Genomic DNA, 18934 nt, shown 5'->3' with positions numbered 1-18934 from the left:
CGTAAGATGTAATCATGAGTGAGGCCGAGACCAGACCGCTGCTGACCTATGCCTTTGCCCGCGACAAGGGACTGGTGGTCCTGTCGCAGGAGGATGGTGCTGTCGCGCTGGGTGTGCGGGCAGGCGCCGACCCGATCGCTATCCTTGAAGCGCGCCGCGCCATCGGCCGGCCTTTGCGGTTCCAGCATCTTGACGCCACGCGCTTCGAGCGCGCCCTGTCCGAACACTATGCGCGTGCGGCGATTGACGGTGGTGAGACCGAAGCCGCCATGGATGGCGCTGGCGACCTCATGTCGCTCATTGATGAGATCCCGCAGACGGCTGACCTTCTTGATGGGGATGATGATGCCCCGGTTGTCCGCCTGATCAACGGTCTCATTTACGAGGCTGTGAAGCGCCGCGCCTCGGACATCCATATCGAGCCGCATGAGGACAATCTGTCCGTTCGTTACCGGATCGATGGCGTTCTGCAGGAAGTGCTGACGCCGTCGCGGCGGCTGGCGGCGCCTTTGACCAGTCGGGTCAAGGTCATGGCGCGCCTGGATATTGCCGAGAAGCGTGTGCCGCAGGATGGCCGCATATCACTGTCCATCGGCGGGCGCTCCATCGATGTACGGGTTTCGACACTGCCTTCGCGCTATGGCGAGCGGGTCACGATGCGCCTGCTGGATACCCGCAATGCACTGCTCGGCCTTGATGAGCTCGGCATGGATGAGGACACGCTGGCTCGCTTCCGTTCTGTGCTCGCACAACCGAACGGGATTACCCTCGTCACCGGGCCGACCGGGTCCGGCAAGACGACAACGCTTTATTCGGCGCTGTCGGTGCTGAACAATGGCCAGCGCAATGTCATGACGCTGGAAGACCCGATCGAGTATGGCCTGGAGGGGATCAGCCAGACCCAGATGCACCACAAGGTCGGTCTGACCTTTGCCGCCACGCTACGTGCGATCCTGCGCCATGACCCCGATGTCGTCATGGTCGGCGAGATCCGCGACCTTGAGACCGCCAAGGTCGCGTTCGAATTCGCCTCGACCGGGCGCCCGGTCCTCTCGACCGTTCACACCAACAGCGCCGCGGGCGCCATTCAGCGCCTGCGCGACATGGGTATCGAGCCCTATGTGCTCGCCGCCACGATGCGCGCCGTGCTCGCCCAGCGCCTGGTTCGAAAGCTTTGCGATCACTGCAAGGAGCCGCATGAGGCAAGCGGGGACGAAAAGCAGATGTTCGGCCTGCCGGCTGACCAGCACTACGATTTCTACCGCCCGCGCGGCTGCATGTCCTGCGCGCAGACCGGCTATGAAGGCCGGCTTGGCGTCTACGAACTGCTCCTCGTCGACCAGGAGGTGCGCCAGCTGATCCGGGACGATGTCTCCGACGATGAACTGGAAGCGCGCGCCTTCAGGGACAACGACACACTGTTCCGCAATGCCCGCCGATACGTCGTCTCCGGCCAGACCAGCGTCGAGGAAGTCCTGCGCGTCTGCCGCAAGGATGAGGACTAGAGATGGCAGTCTACGACTATCAGGCCATCGGTTCGGACGGAAAGCGGACCTCGGGCGTGATCACGGCCGACTCGGCGCGCGCGGCCCGAAAGGAGCTGCGCCTGCGCCAGCTCTCGCCGCTCGATGTCAGCGAGAGCCGCAAGAAGGCTTCGCAGGCAACGGCAAGCGGTCATGACCAGAAACTGCCCGGTGGCGATCTCGTCGTCGCGACCCGCCAGCTCGCCCTGCTGGTCAAGGCCGGTACGCCCGTTGAGGAAGCGATTGGTTCTGTCGCGGCAGAGGCGGAGAAGACGGCCACACGCAAGGTCTTCATGGGGGTGCGGTCTGCGATCACTGACGGCTATTCGGTGTCGGAAGCGCTCAACAGCGCGCCGCGCGCCTTTCCGGCTTTCTATCGCGCTGTGGTATCGGCCGGGCAGGCATCGGGACGCCTCGATGAGGTGCTGGAGCGCCTTGCCACTCACCTCGAGAAATCGAGGAAGATGAAAAACAAGATCCTGTCGGCGCTGATCTATCCGATTGTGCTCAGCGTCATTGCGCTAATTGTCGTGACGCTTCTGATGATCTTCGTCGTGCCCGCCATTGTCGAGCAGTTCGACACGCTCGGCCAGGACTTGCCATGGCTGACCGAAGCAGTGATCGGCCTGTCTACCTTCCTGCGACAGTGGGGCATCGCGGTATTGATCGCAGCGCTTGCAGTCGGCTGGGCATTCCGCCGCCTGATGCAGGCAGAAGCCGCAAGGGAAGCGCGCGACCGTTTCCTGCTCTCGCTGCCGGTCATCGGCCGGCTCGCACGCGGCGTGGCAGCGGCCTCTTTTGCCCGGACCTTCGCAACCTTGTCCGGCAGCGGCGCGCCCGTGCCTGAATGCCTTGGCGCGGCCCGCAATGCGAACGGCAACGCTGTCTTTCGCCGGGCCGTCGCCAGTGTCCGGCGCAAGGTCGAGGAAGGCTCGACGCTCGCGCGGGCGATGCGCGCAGAGGCCGTCTTCCCGCCCATGCTGTTGCACATGGTGGCCAGCGGCGAACGCGGCGGCGACCTCGCCGGCATGATGGAGCGGGCCGCGGAATACCTGGAAGACGAATTCGACAATGCGTCGACTGTAGCACTCGGACTGCTGGAGCCGATCATGATCGTCTTCCTGGCCAGCATCGTGGCGCTGATCGTCCTGTCCATCATGCTGCCCATCCTGCAGATCAACACATTTGCCATCGGCTAGGAGGTGACCTCGATGAAACTACGCAAACCCGCCCGGCGCCCGTCAAAGGAAGCCGGTTTCACGCTGACCGAGATCATGGTGGTCGTCTTCATCATCGGCCTCCTGTCGACGGTGGTCCTGATCAATGTTCTGGGGGCGCGTACCGATGCGCAGCTCAAGACGGCCCGCACCAATGTGACGTCGCTGGCAAACGCACTCGAGCAGTACAGCCTCGACATGTATGATTATCCGACGACGGAGCAGGGGCTTGAAGCGCTCGTAACCGAACCGCCGGGCGCCAGCACCGCCGGCTCCTATCGCAAGGGCGGTTATATCAACAAGGTGCCGCTCGATCCCTGGGGCCGCCCCTTTGTCTACCGCCGGCCTGCTGAACGTTCCGACAAGGCATACGATCTCTACTCGCTCGGCGCCGATGGCGAACCCGGCGGCGAGGAAGAGAATGCCGATATCGGCAACTGGAACTGAGGCAGCATGAGACGCCGAGCCCGCCTCTCGAGACAGGCCGGCATGACGCTGGTCGAGGTGATGCTCGTCGTCTTCATCGTCGGGCTGGTCGCGGGCGTGGCCGTGATGACCCTGCCAGACCGTCCGGCTCCGCATGAACGTGCCCTGCGCGATCTCGGACAGGCGGTTCGCGAGGTCCAGGACATGGCGGTTCTGACCGGTGATGCGCTGGCGATCAGCGCGGTGGATGGCAAGGTCAGCCTTGTCCGCTGGGACGGATTTGACTGGCAGCCGGCCGGGCGTGACCTGGCCAGCCTGCCGCAGGGTGTCTCCGTGAGGCTGGTGCGTCCGGGAGAAACAGGACGCGATAATGAGCGGGGTGAAAGACTGCTGGTTTTCGATCCGTTGGGCGTCAGCGAACCGGCGGACATCATCGTATCGGCCGGGGCGTTCGAGCGCACCCTTCACATTACACCGGATGGCGAGGTGCGTGATGGCCAATCGGGATAGCAAGAAAACCCGTCGCGAAGGCGGCTTCAGCCTGGTCGAAACCGTGGCGGCGCTAGGCATCCTGGCGCTGGCAGCGGTTCCGCTCATGCAGCTGTCATCGGACGCGCTGCGCAATTCCGGGCGCCTCGAAGCGCGACTGCTGGCGCGCACGACGGCCGAGAATGTCCTGTCCCGCGCCATGGCTGACCGCCAGCCGGTTGAAGTCGGGCAGACCTCCGGCGCCGAGGAACAGATGGGCCGCCGGTTCACCTGGACGCTGAGTGTCGTGCCGACGGGGCAGGCGGACCTGTTCCGGCTCGAGGTCCGTGTGCAGCAAGCCGAGACCGAGCAGGATCTGGCCCGCCTCATCACTTTGAAAGCCCAGCCCAGATGATCCGCCCGCAATCATCTGCCCGGCAGGCCGGTTTTACCCTGGCCGAGATGCTTGTGGCGCTGTTTATCCTGTCCATCCTGGCGGTCGCGGGCGGCAACCTTCTGCTCCGGGCCACCGCGTCCGGCGAACAGTTGCGGGACCGCGAAGCGATGGTGCGTGAGCTGGATATTGCGCAGGCCCTGATCCGCGGCGATCTCGAAGCGGTTGTCAAACGGGGCACAGAGCCGGTGGACGCCTATGACGGCCCAATGACGCTGGCCGGTGGTGAAACCAATCGCGTCGATGGCCTGCTTCATCTCGTGCGAAATGGCTGGATGAACCCTGACGGGACGGCGCCGCGTAGCGATCTTCAGACGGTTCTCTACGATCTTTCTGCCGACGGGGAGCTTGTCCGGACGGCCTGGCTGCGGCCGGACGCAACGGCCTCGACCCCGATTGCCAAGCGCGTCTTGTTGCGCGATGTCGCGGAGGTCGAACTGGCCTTCTGGAAGGGTGACCAAATGTCGGCTTACTGGGAAGGCACGCCGGAGCAGCCTGCCAATGACCTGCCTGATCTGGTGGATATCCGTATCCGTTTTGACGATGGCCGCACACTGACGATCGCGTCTGGCGTGGGAGGCGGTGGATGAGCGCTTCCAATGAGCATCACAAGGAGGCAGGGGTGGCGCTCGTCACTGTGCTGATGATCGTCGCCTCGATGACGATCGTTGCGGTGATGATCTCTTCCGCGGTTCTGGCCAGCACGAACCGGGCCAAGACCCTCGATGCCAGCGCCCAGGCCGACTGGTTTGTCGCCGGGGCTGACCAGTTCGCAGCCCTTGCGATTGAAGACCTTGTCGCCACCTCCGGTGCCAGGCTCTTCGATGGCATGCCGGGGCTGTCTCAGGCGATGAATTTCGACCTTGAAGGCGGCGTGATTTCGATCACGGGCACTGACGCGACCAATTGTTTCAACGTGAACCGGCTGAGGGATGCGGGCCGTGCAGCGGCGGGTGACGCCTCGGAAGTGGCCACGTCTGTTCGTGATGATTTCGAAATGCTGCTCGACCTCGCAGGTCTTGAGGGCCTCAATCCGGAGACGATGACATCGGCCGTCATCGACTGGATGGATCCCGACCAGTCGCCCGGCCTCGGCGGCGCGGAAGACAGTTATTATGCCGGCCTGCCTTTGCCTTACCGGACGTCTGGTCAGCCCCTCGCCAGCCTGAGCGAGCTTCGGGCGATCCGCTATTTCGAGCCGGATCTGATCGATGCGCTGGACCCGCTACTCTGCGCGTACCCGTCGGAAGAAAACCAGGTCTTCAATATCAATACGCTGACCGAGCAGGAGGCGCCGCTCCTGTCCCTGGCCATGTCGGGTGCACTGACGGTTGAAGCCGCGCGCGATGTTCTGTTCCAGCGTCCGCCCGGTGGCTGGGAAAGTGTCAGCACCATGATGGAATTGCCGGAATTGGCACAAATATCGCCTGAGCTGCGTCGCGCTGATATGCTTTCTGTAGAGGCCAGCCATATTGGCGTGCGAACGGTGATCGAGTATCGCGGGCTGCGCAGGATCTACGACGTGCTCTTCAGCGTCGAAGAGAATGGCTCAGTGACGGCCATTCGCCGGGAACGAAAAGGATAGGGATTGGCAGAACTGTTCATCCTCTTACCGGAAAACCACGGCGACGACACGCTTTTCGCCTGGCGTTCGGCGAGTGACTGGGCTGTGGATACGGCCCCGCCGCGCGGGCACGGCCAGGGCGAGCGCGCCGTTGTTTTCGTCCCCGGGACCCGCGTTACGGTTCACCGCGCCGATATTTCCGTGAAGAAGCCTGCAGAGGCGCGCCGGGTCGCCTTGTTCGCGCTTGAGGATGACCTCGCCCAGCCGGTCGAGGCCTTGCACGCCGCTCTTGGCGCCCCAGGCGATGGTCCCGACCGGGAGGTCCAGGTCGCGAGCGTAGCAGACATGCAGGCCTGGATCGCGGCGCTGCAGGCCGCCGGGGTGCCGGACGCCGATCTCGTCGCGCCGCAAGCCTGCCTGCCTGACGTGCCGGGAATGATAACCGGGCCGGGCGAAATCCTGGTCCGCACCGCTCAATCGGTTTTCGCGCTTGATCGCGATGTGCCGGATGACCTTGTTCGTTCGCTCGCGCCGGACGCACAACCCACCGGCGAGGCAATCGAAGACCGCAACAGTTGGCTTGTCCAGCTCGCCGCCTGGTATGAGGCCGCCAGCAGCGTCACGTCGCTGCGCCAGGGAGACTATAGCGTCCGCCGCCCGTTGCAGCTGGATGGGCTTGCCGCCTGGCGCCCCGTTGCCGGAATCGCTGCGGCAGCGGCCATTCTCTGGCTTGGCTCGGTCTGGCTCGAGACCCGCGCACTCGAAAAGCAGGCCGGACTGCTGGAAGCCCAGACGCGTGACCTCATCATGGCGGTGGCGCCGGATGCGAATGGCCGGCTCGCGGTCGCCCTTCAAACCCTGCGCCAGGGACGTGCAGCCGGATCGTCCAGCCTGCGGCCCACAATGGCCACCGCAGCGCTCTATGAAGCGATCGAACCTGTCGAGGGCGCCGAAATCCGCTCGCTGCGCTACGATGCGTCGGCGGGCCGGCTGAACGCCATGGTCGTCTTCGGCAGCTATGCTGACGCTGATGCCATCGGCGCACGGCTGGAAGAAAAGGGCCTGTCGGTCCGGCTTGGCGAAGCGCGCCAGAACGGTCAACGGGTCATGGGCGAGTTCGCGATCGAGGCGGCGTCATGAGCAGCTGGTGGCAAGGTCTCTCGGCCCGTGAGAAAGCCCTGATCGCAAGCGCTGGCGGCCTGCTTGCGCTGGTCATTATCTGGTACGGCATGGTCGCGCCGCTCCTGTCGGGGCGGTCCGATGCGCTTCAGGCACGCCAGCAGGCGGCCGATGAACTGGCGCAGCTGGAACACCTGTCTGCGGCCAGCCGGGCCCGGTCGCCAGTCAGTACAGGCATCGCGGTCTCGACCGGCTCGAGCCTCGATGCGGATGCGTTCAAGACGGCCGTCACCCGCGCAGCCCAGCAGTCCGGGCTTTCGATTTCGCGTCTGCAGGGCGGGGCGCAGGGGCGATTTTCGCTCGTGTTTGAGCAGGCCGATTCCCGGCAGCTTTTCTACTGGCTGAACGAGGTTGAAACCCGGCTGGGCGGCCGGGTGGAGCGCTTCAGCATCGACCAGGCCGGTGCAGGCCGCGTCCGCGCTACTGTCGAGATTTCCGGAGGCGAGGCATGATTCGTTTCCTGCTAGCGGTGATAGCTGTTGTGGCGCTCGTCTGGTTTGCCGCAGCGAAAATTCCGCTCGGTTACGTCATGCGCAAGCTGCCGCTCAATGGCATGGGCGTGCAGTGGACCCAGTCTGAAGGCACGATCTGGAACGGCCGGGTCATGGGGGTCTATCTGAACGGCCAGCCGGTTGGCGATGTCGACGTCGCACTGAAGCCGCTCTCGCTGCTGTCCTTCAAGCCGACGCTCGATGTGCAGTGGGGCGGCGCCGGCGGGCGCGGGGCCGGCTCTCTGACGCTGATCGACCAGGACTCCATCGAGGCCAGCGACATTCGTTTGCAGCAAAACATTTCCGCGCTCGAAAGCCTGTCGAGCGACCTGCGGTCAATTGGCGGCACGTTCCGGCTCACTGACGGTCATGTCCGCATTGACGGCCAGCGGTGCAGCGAGGCGAGCGGGGCCCTGCATTCCGACACGCTATCCATCGCTGCCGAGCAATTCGGGCGCGAATTCTCCGACCTGACAGGCGCCCTCGGCTGTGAGAACGGCGCTTTCGACATCGCGCTTTCAGGTGACGGCCCATCCGGTGATTCGGTCAATATCGATGCCGCTGCGACGCTTCAGGGCGCTGCGACGATCAATGTCGTGGTCAATACCGCAGACCGCGACATCGAGATGTTGCTTGCCAATGCGGGCTTTTCCCGGGAGGAGGGGAGCTGGACCTATCGCCGGGATGCTGTGGCAGGAGGAGCCGGTACGCCATGATCAGACACATCAGCGCGATTCTCCTAGCGTCGGCCCTCGCAACCGCCTGTTCGTCGCGCCCTGACCCGGCGCCCGTAGAACAGGCGCGCCAGACGGTCGACCCGCAAACGCTGGTACCAGCCGTGAATGTCGTTCCCGAATCAGGCCTCGGCCCGCAACAGCTTGAGCGCAATGAATGCGGCCTGTTCCTCTGGAACCGGACAGAGCCGACCCAGTTCATTTTCTTCGAAAAAGCGCAGTCCGGCCGCGCGACGATGCAGATCGGCGCAGAGGCTGTCGAGGTCACGCAGACCATCAATCGCGGCGAGATCTTCGGCGAGTTCATGACAGAGCAGGGATTCGCCGCGCCGGGGGGAGAGCAGGTCATGCTGACTGTCGTGCCGGGCGAGCCGCTGCAGGGCGGCCAGCGTGTCGAGCAGGGCAAGCTGGAAATCATTACCCCAGAGGGCTGGCGCACGCTGATACCGGTGCTTGGCGTGCGGGCCTGCCAGCCCTGAACACGGGCTGATTCCTGAAAGTCGGTTGTGTGGGAGTTCGCTGGCTCCGCGAGTAGGACTCGAACCTACGACCGGGCGATTAACAGTCGCCTGCTCTACCAACTGAGCTATCGCGGATCACCTGCGAGACGGCTCCAATAGCAAACGAAGCGCCGGTGTCAAACGCCCGTGTGCATGCAGCTGACAAAAAAACGGCGGGAGGTGAAACTCCCGCCGAGGCGTTGGGTGATGGTGGGTGTCTCCAAAGAAGACAATGCAATTTATCGGGCGGAATGGTTAATGCGGAGTAAACCGGTTTGGTGAACTTCGCGTACCGTATGCAAGCTTGTTGAATTGTCTGGAAAAAATCATTCTGGCTGGAAGTAGGCGCTGCGTAGCGGGATCCAGGACATGGCTTGCTCTGGAGGCCCCGGCCGGAATCGAACCGGCGTACACGGATTTGCAATCCGCTGCGTCACCACTCCGCCACAGGGCCCGTGTCAGAAGCGAGGCGGACAGATAGCAGCCGCTCTTTCAGCTTGCAATCGCATAAAGCGGCGTTTCGCACATCTGGCCACATTGCCAGTTGGCATAGGCTGGGATATGGGCAGGCTCTGGATGCCCAAACCAGCCGGCAATAGGGGAAGGCCAATGGATTTCGCGAAGATGCGGCAGATTATGGTGGATTCCCAGATCCGCCCGGATGACGTTACCGATCCCGAGATTGTCAGCGCGTTCCTGCACACGCCGCGCGAGGCGTTCGTGCCCAAGCCAGAACAGCCGGTGGCCTATTCCGAATACGAGATCCAGACCAGTGACGGGCGTGCGCTCTGGACGCCGCGCGACACCGCCAAGATGATCAAGGCGCTCGATCCCCAGCCGAACGACTTCGCCCTCGTGATTGGTGCCGGTGCTGGCTATGAAACCGCCTTGCTGGCCCGGCTTGTCGAAACCGTCATTGCGCTGGAGGATGACGAAGCACTGGTCGACGAGATGACACAACGATTCGCGTCACTCGGTGTCGATCGTGCCGTTGCGGTCCATGGCGACCTCAAGAAGGGACTGCCGGATCAGGGGCCTTTCGATATCATTCTCGTGCCGGGAATGATCGAGGAAGCGCCGGAAGCCTGGTTCAACCAGCTCGCCGAGGGCGGTCGGCTTGGCCTGGCCGTGCCGGTTGGCCGCGATCTCGGACGCGCCCGCATCTTCACGCACTCAGGTGAGATCACCGCATATCGTGATGCGTTCGATGCCTGTCCGCCGCGCATGCCCGGTTTCGAAAAGAAGCCAAGCTTCACTTTCTGATAGCCTGCAAGGCTCATTCTCTCTGAACGCGATTCATAAAGTGAACACTGTTCACAATGATAATCCCTGTGCTAAGGGTGGGGCGTGAGGAGAGGGCGAGTGACATGAAGCTTCGCTGTTCAATTCGGATGGCCGCTCTTTCGGCCGCCTGCCTTGCTGGCCTGTCGGTCCCGGCTAGCGCGGAAACCCTGCAGGAAGCGCTGACGGCGGCCTGGCTCAACAATCCGGGCCTCGACCAGCAGCGTGATGCAGCGCGAATCGCACAGGAACGGATTACCGAAGCGCGCGCGCAGCGCCGGCCGACCGTCGATCTCTATTCGGGCTATGTCTACCAGTCGATCGATACCAACCGGCCATTCGCCTTCAATACAGGTGACTTCCCGGTTGCATCGGCGCAGCTGGAAACGCGCCTGCCACTTTACACAGGCGGGCGGATTGTCGCCGGGGTGCGGCAGGCCAGGGCCGGTGCGATGGCCGCGGATGCGCAGCTCGACAGTGCAGGGCAGGCGCTGCTGCTTGATACGCTGACGGCCTATGTAGATATTCTCCGAGACCGCGAAGTGATCCTGATCCGCCAGTCGAGCATCGAACTTCTGACCGGCCAGCTGACCCAGTCGCAGGACCGGTTCGAGGTTGGTGACGTGACGCGCACCGATGTCGCCCTCTCGGAGGCGCGGCTTGAAGGCGGGCGGGCACAGCTCGCCGCCGCCGAGGCACAGCTTGAAGGCAGTCTTGCCGTTTATGGATTTCTGACGGGACTAGAGGCCGGAGAGCTCTCGCCGGTGCCGCCGACACCCGCGCTTCCGGCAAGTTTCGAGGAGGCGCTGGAGATTGCGCTTCAGTCCAATCCGGACATCACGTCGGCGCGCCATGCCGAAAAGGCCGCTGCCGAGGGGGTGGAGGTCGCACGGGGCGCGCTGCGGCCAGAGGTCTCGATCATCGCGCAGGCCGGGGTCGAGGAGTATCACACCGAAGGCTTCACGGACACGAGCGTCGTTGCCGGGGCGCAGGCGCGCATTCCGCTCTATGCGGGCGGGGCCAATAGTTCGGCGCTTCGTCAGGCGCGTCTGGAACGTAGCCAGGCCCAGTCGCAGCTCAGCCAGCTGCAGCGGGCCGTGCGCACGCAGGTCGCGCGGGCCTGGTATGCCCATCTCGCAGCAGAACGCGCTGTGGAAGCCTCGAAGCGCCAGGTCGATGCGGCAGAAATTGCCTATGAAGGGGCCCAGCAGGAATTGTCTGTCGGGACCCGCACAACGCTCGACGTTCTCGACCAGGAACAGCAGCTTCTCGAAGCACGCCTGTCCCTGGCGACATCGGAACGCGACCGGTACGTTGCGGCTCATCAACTGCTCGCGGCGATGGGCAAGCTGACACCCGAACGGCTGGGACTTTCTGTGTACTAGCTGCCTGCGAAGGTGCATTCGCGGTTCGAATCCGTCATAACACCTCATTAACCGACGCGGTGTAGCCCTTTTCAGGGACACTTGAATGGACACGTTCTGGAGCTGGGAATGGCCGAGAAAGCACAAGCAGAGCCGACGATGGAGGAAATCCTTGCCTCCATTCGAAAGATAATTTCGGACGAAGGTGAAGGCCCGCGGCCATCCAGTCCGGCATCTGCAAAAAAGGAAGAACCGAAAGTCTCGGTCAATGTTTCCGATGACGAGGACTTCGAGGAATTGTCGCTCGACGATGTCATCGAGCAGGCCGGCGTTTCGCAAGACGATACCGCTGGTGACACCTCTCTCGATGCGATTGCCGACGATGCTGACGACGATCTTCTGAACGATGTCGACGAATCCATGTTCGACGACCTGTCGCTTGATGAGGCGGCGACGCCGTCGGACACGCCTTCCGACCCGCTTGAAGGCGTCGACGACCTGTCGCTCGAAGATGTCACCCTCGACGATGAAGAGCCGGTCTTCGCACGCGCTGACGAACCCGCCGAAGCCTTCGGCGGGGACGAAGACCAGTCGGATGAGGAATGGGAAGACGAGTGGGGCCGTGATATACCGGCAACCGACGAGGCACCGGCGGTAGAGCCTGCGGTGTCGCAGGAGCCCGTTCGCGAGGAAACAACCATGCTGAGAGGCAAGACTGAAGTTGAGGCGCCTTCGGCAACGGCTGGCGCCGGTCTGACCGATGAGCGGATTGCGGGTGCAGCGGCAAGCGCGCTTGGCAAGCTGATGGTCAAACAGTCGCAGGAAGCCGGCAATCCGAACCCGAATACGCTTGAAGGCCTGATGATGGAGTTGCTGCGTCCGATGATCAAGGAATGGCTCGATGCCAACCTTCCGGCGATTGTCGAGCGCAAGGTCGAAGAGGAAGTACAGCGCATCGCCCGCATGGCGCGCTAGACCCTCGTTCAGACATTGATATAGAGACGAGGCGCGCCCGAAACGGCGCGCCTTTTGTTTGTGTTTTTGACGTGATGATGGACTGACCCCGACATGCTCGACCAACGCTTCGATCCGCAAGGCGCAGAACAGCGCATCTACCAGCGCTGGGAGGAGGAAGGCTGCTTCCGTCCTTCAGGCGATACGAGCGCCGAGGCCTATTCCATCGTCATCCCGCCGCCGAACGTCACCGGCGTGCTGCACATGGGCCATGCGCTCAACAATACGCTGCAGGACATCCTCGTCCGCTTCGAGCGCATGCGCGGCAAGAATGTCCGCTGGCAGCCGGGTACCGACCATGCGGGCATTGCCACGCAGATGGTCGTCGAACGCCAGCTCGCCCAGGATGGGGGAAATGAGAGCCGCGCCTCGCTGGGCCGCGAAAAGTTCGTTGATCGCGTCTGGGACTGGAAAGAGCAGTCCGGCGGCCAGATCATCAACCAGCTCAAGCGCCTCGGCGCGTCCTGCGACTGGGAGAATGAGCGTTTCACCATGGGCGACCGGCACGATCCGGACGACCAGATGCAGGAAGCGGTCCGCAAGGTCTTCGTCGACCTCTACAATGAGGGGCTGATCTATCGCGACAAGCGGCTGGTGAACTGGGATCCGCATTTCCAGACCGCCATTTCCGACCTCGAAGTCGAGAGCCGCGATGTCAAAGGCCATATGTGGCACTTCAAATACCCGCTCGCGGGCGGCGAGACCTACACCTATGTCGAGAAGGACGAGGACGGGAACGTCACGCTCGAGGAAGAGCGCGACTATATCTCCATCGCCACGACCCGGCCCGAGACCATGCTCGGCGATGGCGCGGTGGCCGTGCACCCGGACGATGAACGCTATGCCCCGATCGTTGGCAAGCTCTGCGAAATCCCGGTCGGCCCGAAAGACCATCGCCGCCTGATCCCGATCATCACCGATGAGTATCCGGATCCGGAGTTCGGTTCTGGCGCGGTGAAGATCACCGGGGCGCATGATGAGAACGACTATGGCGTTGCCCAGCGCAACAACATCCCGATGTACCGTCTTATGGATGACCAGGCCCGCATGCGCACGGACGGCGCATCCTACGAAGAGAGCGCAAAAGCGGCGCAGGCAATCGCAGGCGGCAAGGTGGCGACGGCAGCTGAAGTCGACGCGCTGAACCTCGTACCGGAAGCCTATCGCGGGCTCGACCGCTATGAGGCCCGCCAGCAGGTCATCGCCGATATCGATGCCGACGGCCTGATGATCGAGGTTGAGGACAAGCTGATCACCCAGCCCTTCGGCGACCGGTCCGGCGTCGTCATCGAGCCAATGCTGACCGACCAGTGGTTCGTGAACGCAGCCGAGCTTGCCAGGCCGGCCATCGAGGCGGTGCGCACCGGCAAGACGAAGTTCGTGCCGGAGAACTGGACCAAGACCTATTACAACTGGATGGACAACATCCAGCCCTGGTGCGTCTCGCGTCAGCTCTGGTGGGGACATCGGATTCCGGTTTGGTACGGCCCAACGCTGATTGTCGAGGAGAAAGGCGGCGAGCGACATTTGAGATACGATATCGACGTGCCTCGGACATTTTGCGCAAACAGCTTTTCGGAAGCTGAGCAGCAGGCTCGTCAATATTACGACTCTTTTGGCTTGCAGCCGGAAGACGTTTTTGAGGCGGAATCTGCCTCAGAAGGTAAACAGGCGGTGTCGCTGGCGCCTCGCGCGGTTGTGCTTTGGCAAGACGAAGACGTCCTCGACACCTGGTTCTCATCCGCCCTCTGGCCGTTCTCGACACAAGGCTGGCCGGAAGAGACCGAGGCCCTGAAGCAATACTACCCGACCAGCGTGCTGATCACCGCGCATGACATCATCTTCTTCTGGGTCGCCCGGATGATGATGATGGGCATCCATTTCATGGGCGAGATCCCGTTCCATGACGTCTACATCCACGCCCTCGTCCTCGACGAGAAGGGCCAGAAGATGTCGAAGTCCAAGGGTAATGCCATGGACCCGCTGGAACTGGTCGACGAATACGGCGCCGACGCGCTGCGCTTCACCTTTGCACGCCTCGCCGCGCAGGGCCGCAATATCCGTCTCGCCAGGCAGTCGGTCGAGGGCTTCCGCAACTTCACCACCAAGCTCTGGAACGCGACGCGTTTTGCAGAGATGAACAGCTGCGAGTTCGGTCACGACCTCAAGCCGGGCGACCTGAAGCTGCCGCTCAATCGCTGGATCGCCGCCGAGCTCGCCAAGGCCGAACGCGCCGTCACCGCGAGCCTCGAAGCCTACAAGTTCAACGAGGCCGCCGATGCGCTCTACCAGTTTATCTGGAACGTGCTCTGCGACTGGTATATCGAGCTGATCAAGCCGGTCATGAACGGAGAGGACGAAGCCGCCAAGGCCGAGACGCGCAAGGCTTGCGGCTGGGTGATCGACCAGACGCTGAAACTGCTTCACCCCTTCACGCCCTTCGTGACCGAAGCCCTGTGGGAGCAGACCGAGGACGCTGAGCGCAAGCGTCCCGGCTTCCTGATGCTGCAGGACTGGCCGCGCTATGGAAATGCCTGGGCTGATGCAGAGGCCGAAGCCGAGATGGCCTGGGTGCTCGACACCGTCTCGGAGATCCGCTCTACGCGGTCGGTGCTTAACGTTCCGGCCGGCGCGCAGATTTCTGCCTCGCTGATCGATGCGTCCGACAAGGTGAAGGGCTGGGCCGCGGCCAATGAAGTGCCCATCAGGCAGCTTGCGCGCCTTGGCAGCTTTGCCATCGCCGACGTAAAGCCCGCCCGCTCCGTCACCATCGCGTCGGGCGAGGATTCCATCGCGCTGGAAGTCGAGGAATTCATCACCCCGGCTGACGAGATCGCTCGCCTCGACAAGGAAATCGCGAAGCTCGAAAAGGACATCATGGGGACTGAAAAGAAGCTCTCAAACGAGAATTTCGTCGCCAAGGCCCCGCCCGAGATCGTCGAGGAGAATCGCGAGCGTATCCGCGAATGGACGGCCACGCTTGCAAAGCTGTCCTCGGCACGCGAACAGTTGAAGGATATCAGCTAAATCGAGGAGGCTGCGCTGGCGGTCTGGTTGTTCCTTGCCCTCACCATCTTTCTGCTTGGAGATGCTGTCCTCCTCTACTGGCTGTGGCGAACAGGCCGGATCGGGCGCCGCGGGAAGCGTGGGTGGCCAGACAAGGAAGGATGAGAATGCGCAGACTGTTGATCACCATCGCCGCGCTGGCTGCTGTTGCATGCACCACGACAGCCCGGTCGGCCGGGGAGACTGGGATGGCTGAAAGCACGCGTCCGGACTGGCGCATCGTTATTCACGGCGGGGCAGGGGTGCTGCTTCGCCAGAACATGTCCGCCGACAAGGAAGCGGCGTATCGCGCCGGGCTTGAAGCTTCGCTGGCCGCGGGTGCGGACGTCCTGAGTGCTGGCGGCAGCGCGGTGGATGCGGTCCAGGCGGCTGTCATCGTCATGGAGGATGACGAGCTGTTCAATGCGGGCAAGGGTGCGGTGATGACAGCGGCCTATGAGCATGAACTCGACGCTTCCATCATGGATGGCCGTGACCGCAATGCCGGTGCTGTGGCGGGTGTGAAGCGCGTGAAGAATCCGATCCTCGCCGCGCGTGCCGTCATGGACCAGTCCGAACATGTCATGTTCGCAGGCGAGGGCGCCGATGCGTTCGCCGAGTCGGTCGGCCTCGACATGGTCGAGAATTCATACTTCACCACCGAGCGCCGCCTGAAGGCGCTGGAGCGGGTGCTGGAGACGCAAAGCCGCGCAGATGCAGACCGGCATGGTACCGTCGGCGCGGTCGCGATCGACAAGGATGGCAACATCGCCGCCGCTACAACGACCGGTGGCATGACAGCCAAGGCACCCGGCCGGATCGGCGACTCGCCCCTGATCGGCGCGGCAACCTATGCCCAGAACGGCGTCTGCGCTGTCTCCGCGACCGGCCATGGTGAGTATTTCATCCGCGTCGGTGTCGCCAAGACGATCTGCACCCGGGTCGAGCTCGCCGGCGACAGCATCGATGCGGCCGCACAGAATGCGCTCGGCCAGGTCGCAGACCTCGGCGGTGATGGCGGCGTGATCGTCATGGGCGCCGATGGGCAGTATGCCTATGTCTTCAACTCACAAGGCATGTATCGCGGCATGGCCGATTCCACCGGCGCGCTGGAGACGGCGATCTTCGAGGTGGCAGAGTGAAAGGCAGCCATGGCGAATGAGACCTCGACCTTGGGCCTCACCGTTCGAGACGCCGGTACGTCTGACCTGGACGCGCTTGTGGCCCTTTCGCGCAAGACCTTCACCGACAAGTTCGACCACCTCTATCGCGCCGAGGACCTCGCCAGCTTTCTGGAGGCGGAGCATGGGCGCGAGGTCTACGAGACAGCCCTCGCGACGCCCGGCAGCCTTCTGCGCGTTGCAGAGACCGGCGCTGGCGCTCTGGGGGCCTACCTCGCCTGTGGCAAGCTGACCCTTCCGGCAAGCGATGCGCCGCCCGGATGCGTGGAACTGAAACGTCTTTATGTGGATGTCCCGCTCCAGGGTAGGGGGCTCGGCACGCGCTTCGTAGAAGAGGCGCTGGACTGGGCCCGCAAGCAGGGCGCGCCGGCGATCTATCTCAGCGTCTTTTCGGAAAACTACGGTGCGCAGCGCCTCTATGAGCGGTTCGGTTTTGAGAAGATTGACGAATTCTGGTTTCCGGTCGGCGAGCATCGCGACCTCGAATTCCTGATGCGTCTGAATTTGGAAGATTATTCCAAGAAATAGACCGCGAATCTGGAATCATACCGAAAATGTACTGTTTTAAGACTCCCGGAACGGTGGATAGGGGCAGGATATTTCTCAGGCTTTCCGCTGGAAAATTGCGGAAAACGGGTAGCGCCGCCGGGCTCCCAGCCTTATGGAAACAATCCAAAGAAAGCATAGTTGAAAGAGCCGTGAAATGAGCAAGACCTGGGACAAGTCACGCCTGCCGTCGCGCCATGTAACCGAAGGGCCCTCGCGCGCCCCGCAGCGTAGCTATTATTACGCAATGGGCCTGTCGACAAAGGACATTCAGAAGCCATTTGTCGGCGTTGCTTCATGCTGGAACGAGGCAGCCCCCTGCAACACCGCGCTGATGCGTCAGGCGCACGCCGTCTCCGAGGGCGTCAAGGAAGGCGACGGCACGCCGCGGGAGTTCTGCACGATCACCGTTACCGACGGCATCGCCATGGGCCATGAGGGCATGCGCTCCTCGCTGGTTTCCCGCGAGGTGATCGCCGATTCCGTCGAGCTCACCATGCGTGGCCATTCCTATGATGCGCTTGTGGGTATTGCAGGTTGCGACAAGTCGCTGCCGGGCATGATGATGGCCATGCTGCGCCTGAACGTCCCCTCCGTTTTCCTCTATGGCGGCTCCATCCTGCCGGGCCGGTTCGAGGGCCGGGACGTGACCGTCATGGACGTGTTCGAGGCGGTTGGCGCGCATGCCGCCGGTGACAACCAGATGTCCGACGAGAAGCTGCATGCCCTGGAAAAGCTGGCCTGTCCGGGCGACGGCGCCTGCGGGGGCCAATTCACCGCAAATACAATGGCTTGCGTCTCCGAAGCGATCGGCCTTGCGCTGCCGCTTTCCTCGGCGCTTCCTGCGCCCTATGCCAATCGCGACGAGTATGCCGTCGAGTCCGGCAAGGCGGTCATGCGGCTGATAGAGTCGGGCTTGCGTCCACGCGATATCTGCACGCGCGAAGCGTTTGAAAACGCAGCCATTGTTGTTGCCGCCACGGGTGGCTCGACCAATGCAGCGCTGCACCTGCCAGCGATGGCGAATGAGTGCGGCGTGAAATTCGAACTGAAAGACGTCGCCGAGATATTCCAGAAGACGCCATATATTGCATCGCTCAAGCCCGGCGGAGAGTATGTCGCCAAGGATTTCGGCGAAGCGGGCGGTGTCCCCATGCTGATGAAAACCCTTCACGAAGAAGGCCTTATCCATGGTGACTGCATCACGGTGACCGGCAAGACCTGGGCGGAAAACCTAAAGGATGTGACCTGGAATCCGGAGCAGAAGGTCATCTATCCAGCCAGCAAACCGATTACCAAAACAGGAGGTGTCGTTGGGCTCTGGGGCTCACTCGCGCCAGATGGCGCCATTGTGAAAGTGGCGGGCCTGCATAATCTCAAATTCCGCGGTCCCGCGCGGGTGTTTGACGGTGAAGCTGCCTGTTTCGAGGCGGTCGAAAAGCGGCAGTACAAGGAAGGCGACGTGCTGGTCATCCGCTACGAAGGGTCCAAGGGCGGGCCTGGCATGCGCGAAATGCTTTCAACTACCGCTGCCCTCTATGGACAGGGGATGGGCGACAAGGTCGCGCTGATCACTGACGGTCGTTTTTCCGGTGCGACCCGCGGTTTCTGCATTGGTCACGTCGGCCCGGAAGCGCAGGAAGGTGGCCCGATTGGCCTGGTGAAGGACGGCGATATGATCTCGATCGATGCTGAAAACGGTACGATCGATCTCGAGGTCTCCGAAGCTGAGCTGGAGCAGCGCCGCAAGGCGTGGTCGCCCAAGGAAACCCGTTATGGTTCAGGCGCCCTTGCCAAGTTCGCCAAGCTGGTTGGCCCGGCGCACAAGGGAGCAGTGACGCACGAAGGTTATGCAGCCGAGCGCCACGTCTATGCAGACATCTGAATCTGACTTGAGGTGATCGCAGAATGGCCCGATCAAGGCCAGACTGTGGTCACCTTGTTCAG

General features: G+C 62.8%; 18 protein-coding genes and 2 tRNA genes. 18 read left to right on the top strand and 2 right to left on the bottom strand.

The window, feature by feature from the left end; translation table 11 throughout:
* The first annotated feature begins 14 nt into the window (after positions 1–14).
* From gspE to D1223_RS12845, 11 genes are read left to right on the top strand one after another with little or no spacing between them, the layout of a single operon-like run.
* Positions 15–1505 carry a type II secretion system ATPase GspE gene (gene gspE, locus D1223_RS12895; RefSeq protein ID WP_119376825.1) on the top strand — a complete coding sequence of 497 codons (1491 nt, stop codon included), beginning with the start codon at positions 15–17 and terminating at the stop codon, positions 1503–1505.
* A 2-nt stretch (positions 1506–1507) separates the two neighbouring features.
* The gene (gene gspF, locus D1223_RS12890; RefSeq protein WP_119376824.1) at positions 1508–2722 is read left to right on the top strand and encodes a type II secretion system inner membrane protein GspF; all 1215 of its coding nucleotides are present in this window, start codon (positions 1508–1510) and stop codon (positions 2720–2722) included.
* Positions 2723–2734: 12 nt separating this feature from the next.
* Complete coding sequence (gspG, locus tag D1223_RS12885; RefSeq protein ID WP_119376823.1) at positions 2735–3187, top strand: type II secretion system major pseudopilin GspG; 453 nt, start codon at positions 2735–2737, stop codon at positions 3185–3187.
* Between the two features lie 6 nt (positions 3188–3193).
* On the top strand, positions 3194–3676 hold the full coding sequence (locus tag D1223_RS12880) for a prepilin-type N-terminal cleavage/methylation domain-containing protein (protein ID WP_119376822.1): 483 nt from the start codon (positions 3194–3196) through the stop codon (positions 3674–3676).
* Positions 3660–4049 carry a type II secretion system minor pseudopilin GspI gene (gene gspI, locus D1223_RS12875; protein WP_158588474.1) on the top strand — a complete coding sequence of 130 codons (390 nt, stop codon included), beginning with the start codon at positions 3660–3662 and terminating at the stop codon, positions 4047–4049. Before D1223_RS12880 ends, gspI begins: the two co-directional genes overlap by 17 nt.
* Positions 4046–4678 carry a type II secretion system minor pseudopilin GspJ gene (gene gspJ / locus D1223_RS12870; RefSeq protein ID WP_119376820.1) on the top strand — a complete coding sequence of 211 codons (633 nt, stop codon included), beginning with the start codon at positions 4046–4048 and terminating at the stop codon, positions 4676–4678. The genes gspI and gspJ overlap by 4 nt, the downstream gene beginning before the upstream one ends.
* Complete coding sequence (gspK, locus tag D1223_RS12865) at positions 4675–5673, top strand: type II secretion system minor pseudopilin GspK (protein WP_119376819.1); 999 nt, start codon at positions 4675–4677, stop codon at positions 5671–5673. The genes gspJ and gspK overlap by 4 nt, the downstream gene beginning before the upstream one ends.
* Positions 5674–5676: 3 nt before the next feature.
* Positions 5677–6792 carry a type II secretion system protein GspL gene (gene gspL, locus D1223_RS12860; protein WP_119376818.1) on the top strand — a complete coding sequence of 372 codons (1116 nt, stop codon included), beginning with the start codon at positions 5677–5679 and terminating at the stop codon, positions 6790–6792.
* Positions 6789–7283 carry a type II secretion system protein M gene (locus D1223_RS12855; protein ID WP_119376817.1) on the top strand — a complete coding sequence of 165 codons (495 nt, stop codon included), beginning with the start codon at positions 6789–6791 and terminating at the stop codon, positions 7281–7283. The genes gspL and D1223_RS12855 overlap by 4 nt, the downstream gene beginning before the upstream one ends.
* On the top strand, positions 7280–8038 hold the full coding sequence (gene gspN, locus D1223_RS12850) for a type II secretion system protein N (RefSeq protein ID WP_119376816.1): 759 nt from the start codon (positions 7280–7282) through the stop codon (positions 8036–8038). Before D1223_RS12855 ends, gspN begins: the two co-directional genes overlap by 4 nt.
* Positions 8035–8535, top strand: coding sequence for a hypothetical protein (locus D1223_RS12845; protein WP_119376815.1), 501 nt, complete (start codon positions 8035–8037; stop codon positions 8533–8535). Before gspN ends, D1223_RS12845 begins: the two co-directional genes overlap by 4 nt.
* A 41-nt stretch (positions 8536–8576) precedes the next feature.
* Here the strand turns inward: D1223_RS12845 and D1223_RS12840 are convergent.
* Both D1223_RS12840 and D1223_RS12835 read right to left on the bottom strand, forming a co-directional pair.
* Positions 8577–8652: transfer RNA gene (locus D1223_RS12840), tRNA-Asn, on the bottom strand.
* 284 nt (positions 8653–8936) lie between these two features.
* Positions 8937–9010: transfer RNA gene (locus tag D1223_RS12835), tRNA-Cys, on the bottom strand.
* A gap of 155 nt (positions 9011–9165) precedes the next feature.
* Here D1223_RS12835 and D1223_RS12830 point away from each other — a divergent pair.
* From D1223_RS12830 to ilvD, 7 genes are all read left to right on the top strand, one after another.
* On the top strand, positions 9166–9819 hold the full coding sequence (locus D1223_RS12830) for a protein-L-isoaspartate O-methyltransferase family protein (protein ID WP_119376814.1): 654 nt from the start codon (positions 9166–9168) through the stop codon (positions 9817–9819).
* Between the two features lie 104 nt (positions 9820–9923).
* A complete protein-coding gene (locus D1223_RS12825; protein WP_158588473.1) occupies positions 9924–11222 on the top strand; it encodes a TolC family outer membrane protein in 1299 nt (432 codons plus the stop codon).
* 108 nt (positions 11223–11330) lie between these two features.
* Positions 11331–12176 (top strand): DUF2497 domain-containing protein, encoded by an 846-nt coding sequence (locus D1223_RS19230; RefSeq protein ID WP_325051225.1) that lies wholly within the window; start codon positions 11331–11333, stop codon positions 12174–12176.
* Positions 12177–12269: 93 nt separating this feature from the next.
* On the top strand, positions 12270–15242 hold the full coding sequence (locus D1223_RS12815) for a valine--tRNA ligase (RefSeq protein ID WP_119376812.1): 2973 nt from the start codon (positions 12270–12272) through the stop codon (positions 15240–15242).
* 146 nt (positions 15243–15388) lie between these two features.
* Positions 15389–16402 carry an isoaspartyl peptidase/L-asparaginase family protein gene (locus D1223_RS12810; protein WP_119376811.1) on the top strand — a complete coding sequence of 338 codons (1014 nt, stop codon included), beginning with the start codon at positions 15389–15391 and terminating at the stop codon, positions 16400–16402.
* A 9-nt stretch (positions 16403–16411) separates the two neighbouring features.
* Positions 16412–16969, top strand: a complete 558-nt coding sequence (locus D1223_RS12805; RefSeq protein WP_119376810.1) for a GNAT family N-acetyltransferase — start codon at positions 16412–16414, stop codon at positions 16967–16969.
* A gap of 175 nt (positions 16970–17144) precedes the next feature.
* Positions 17145–18872: a dihydroxy-acid dehydratase gene (gene ilvD, locus D1223_RS12800; RefSeq protein WP_119376809.1), complete on the top strand. Its 1728-nt coding sequence runs from the start codon at positions 17145–17147 to the stop codon at positions 18870–18872.
* Positions 18873–18934: the final 62 nt, after the last annotated feature.

It is taken from the genome of Henriciella mobilis, assembly GCF_003576285.1.
Taxonomy (GTDB): Bacteria; Pseudomonadota; Alphaproteobacteria; order Caulobacterales; family Hyphomonadaceae; genus Henriciella; species Henriciella mobilis.
This window is presented reverse-complemented; position numbering and strand designations above follow the sequence as displayed.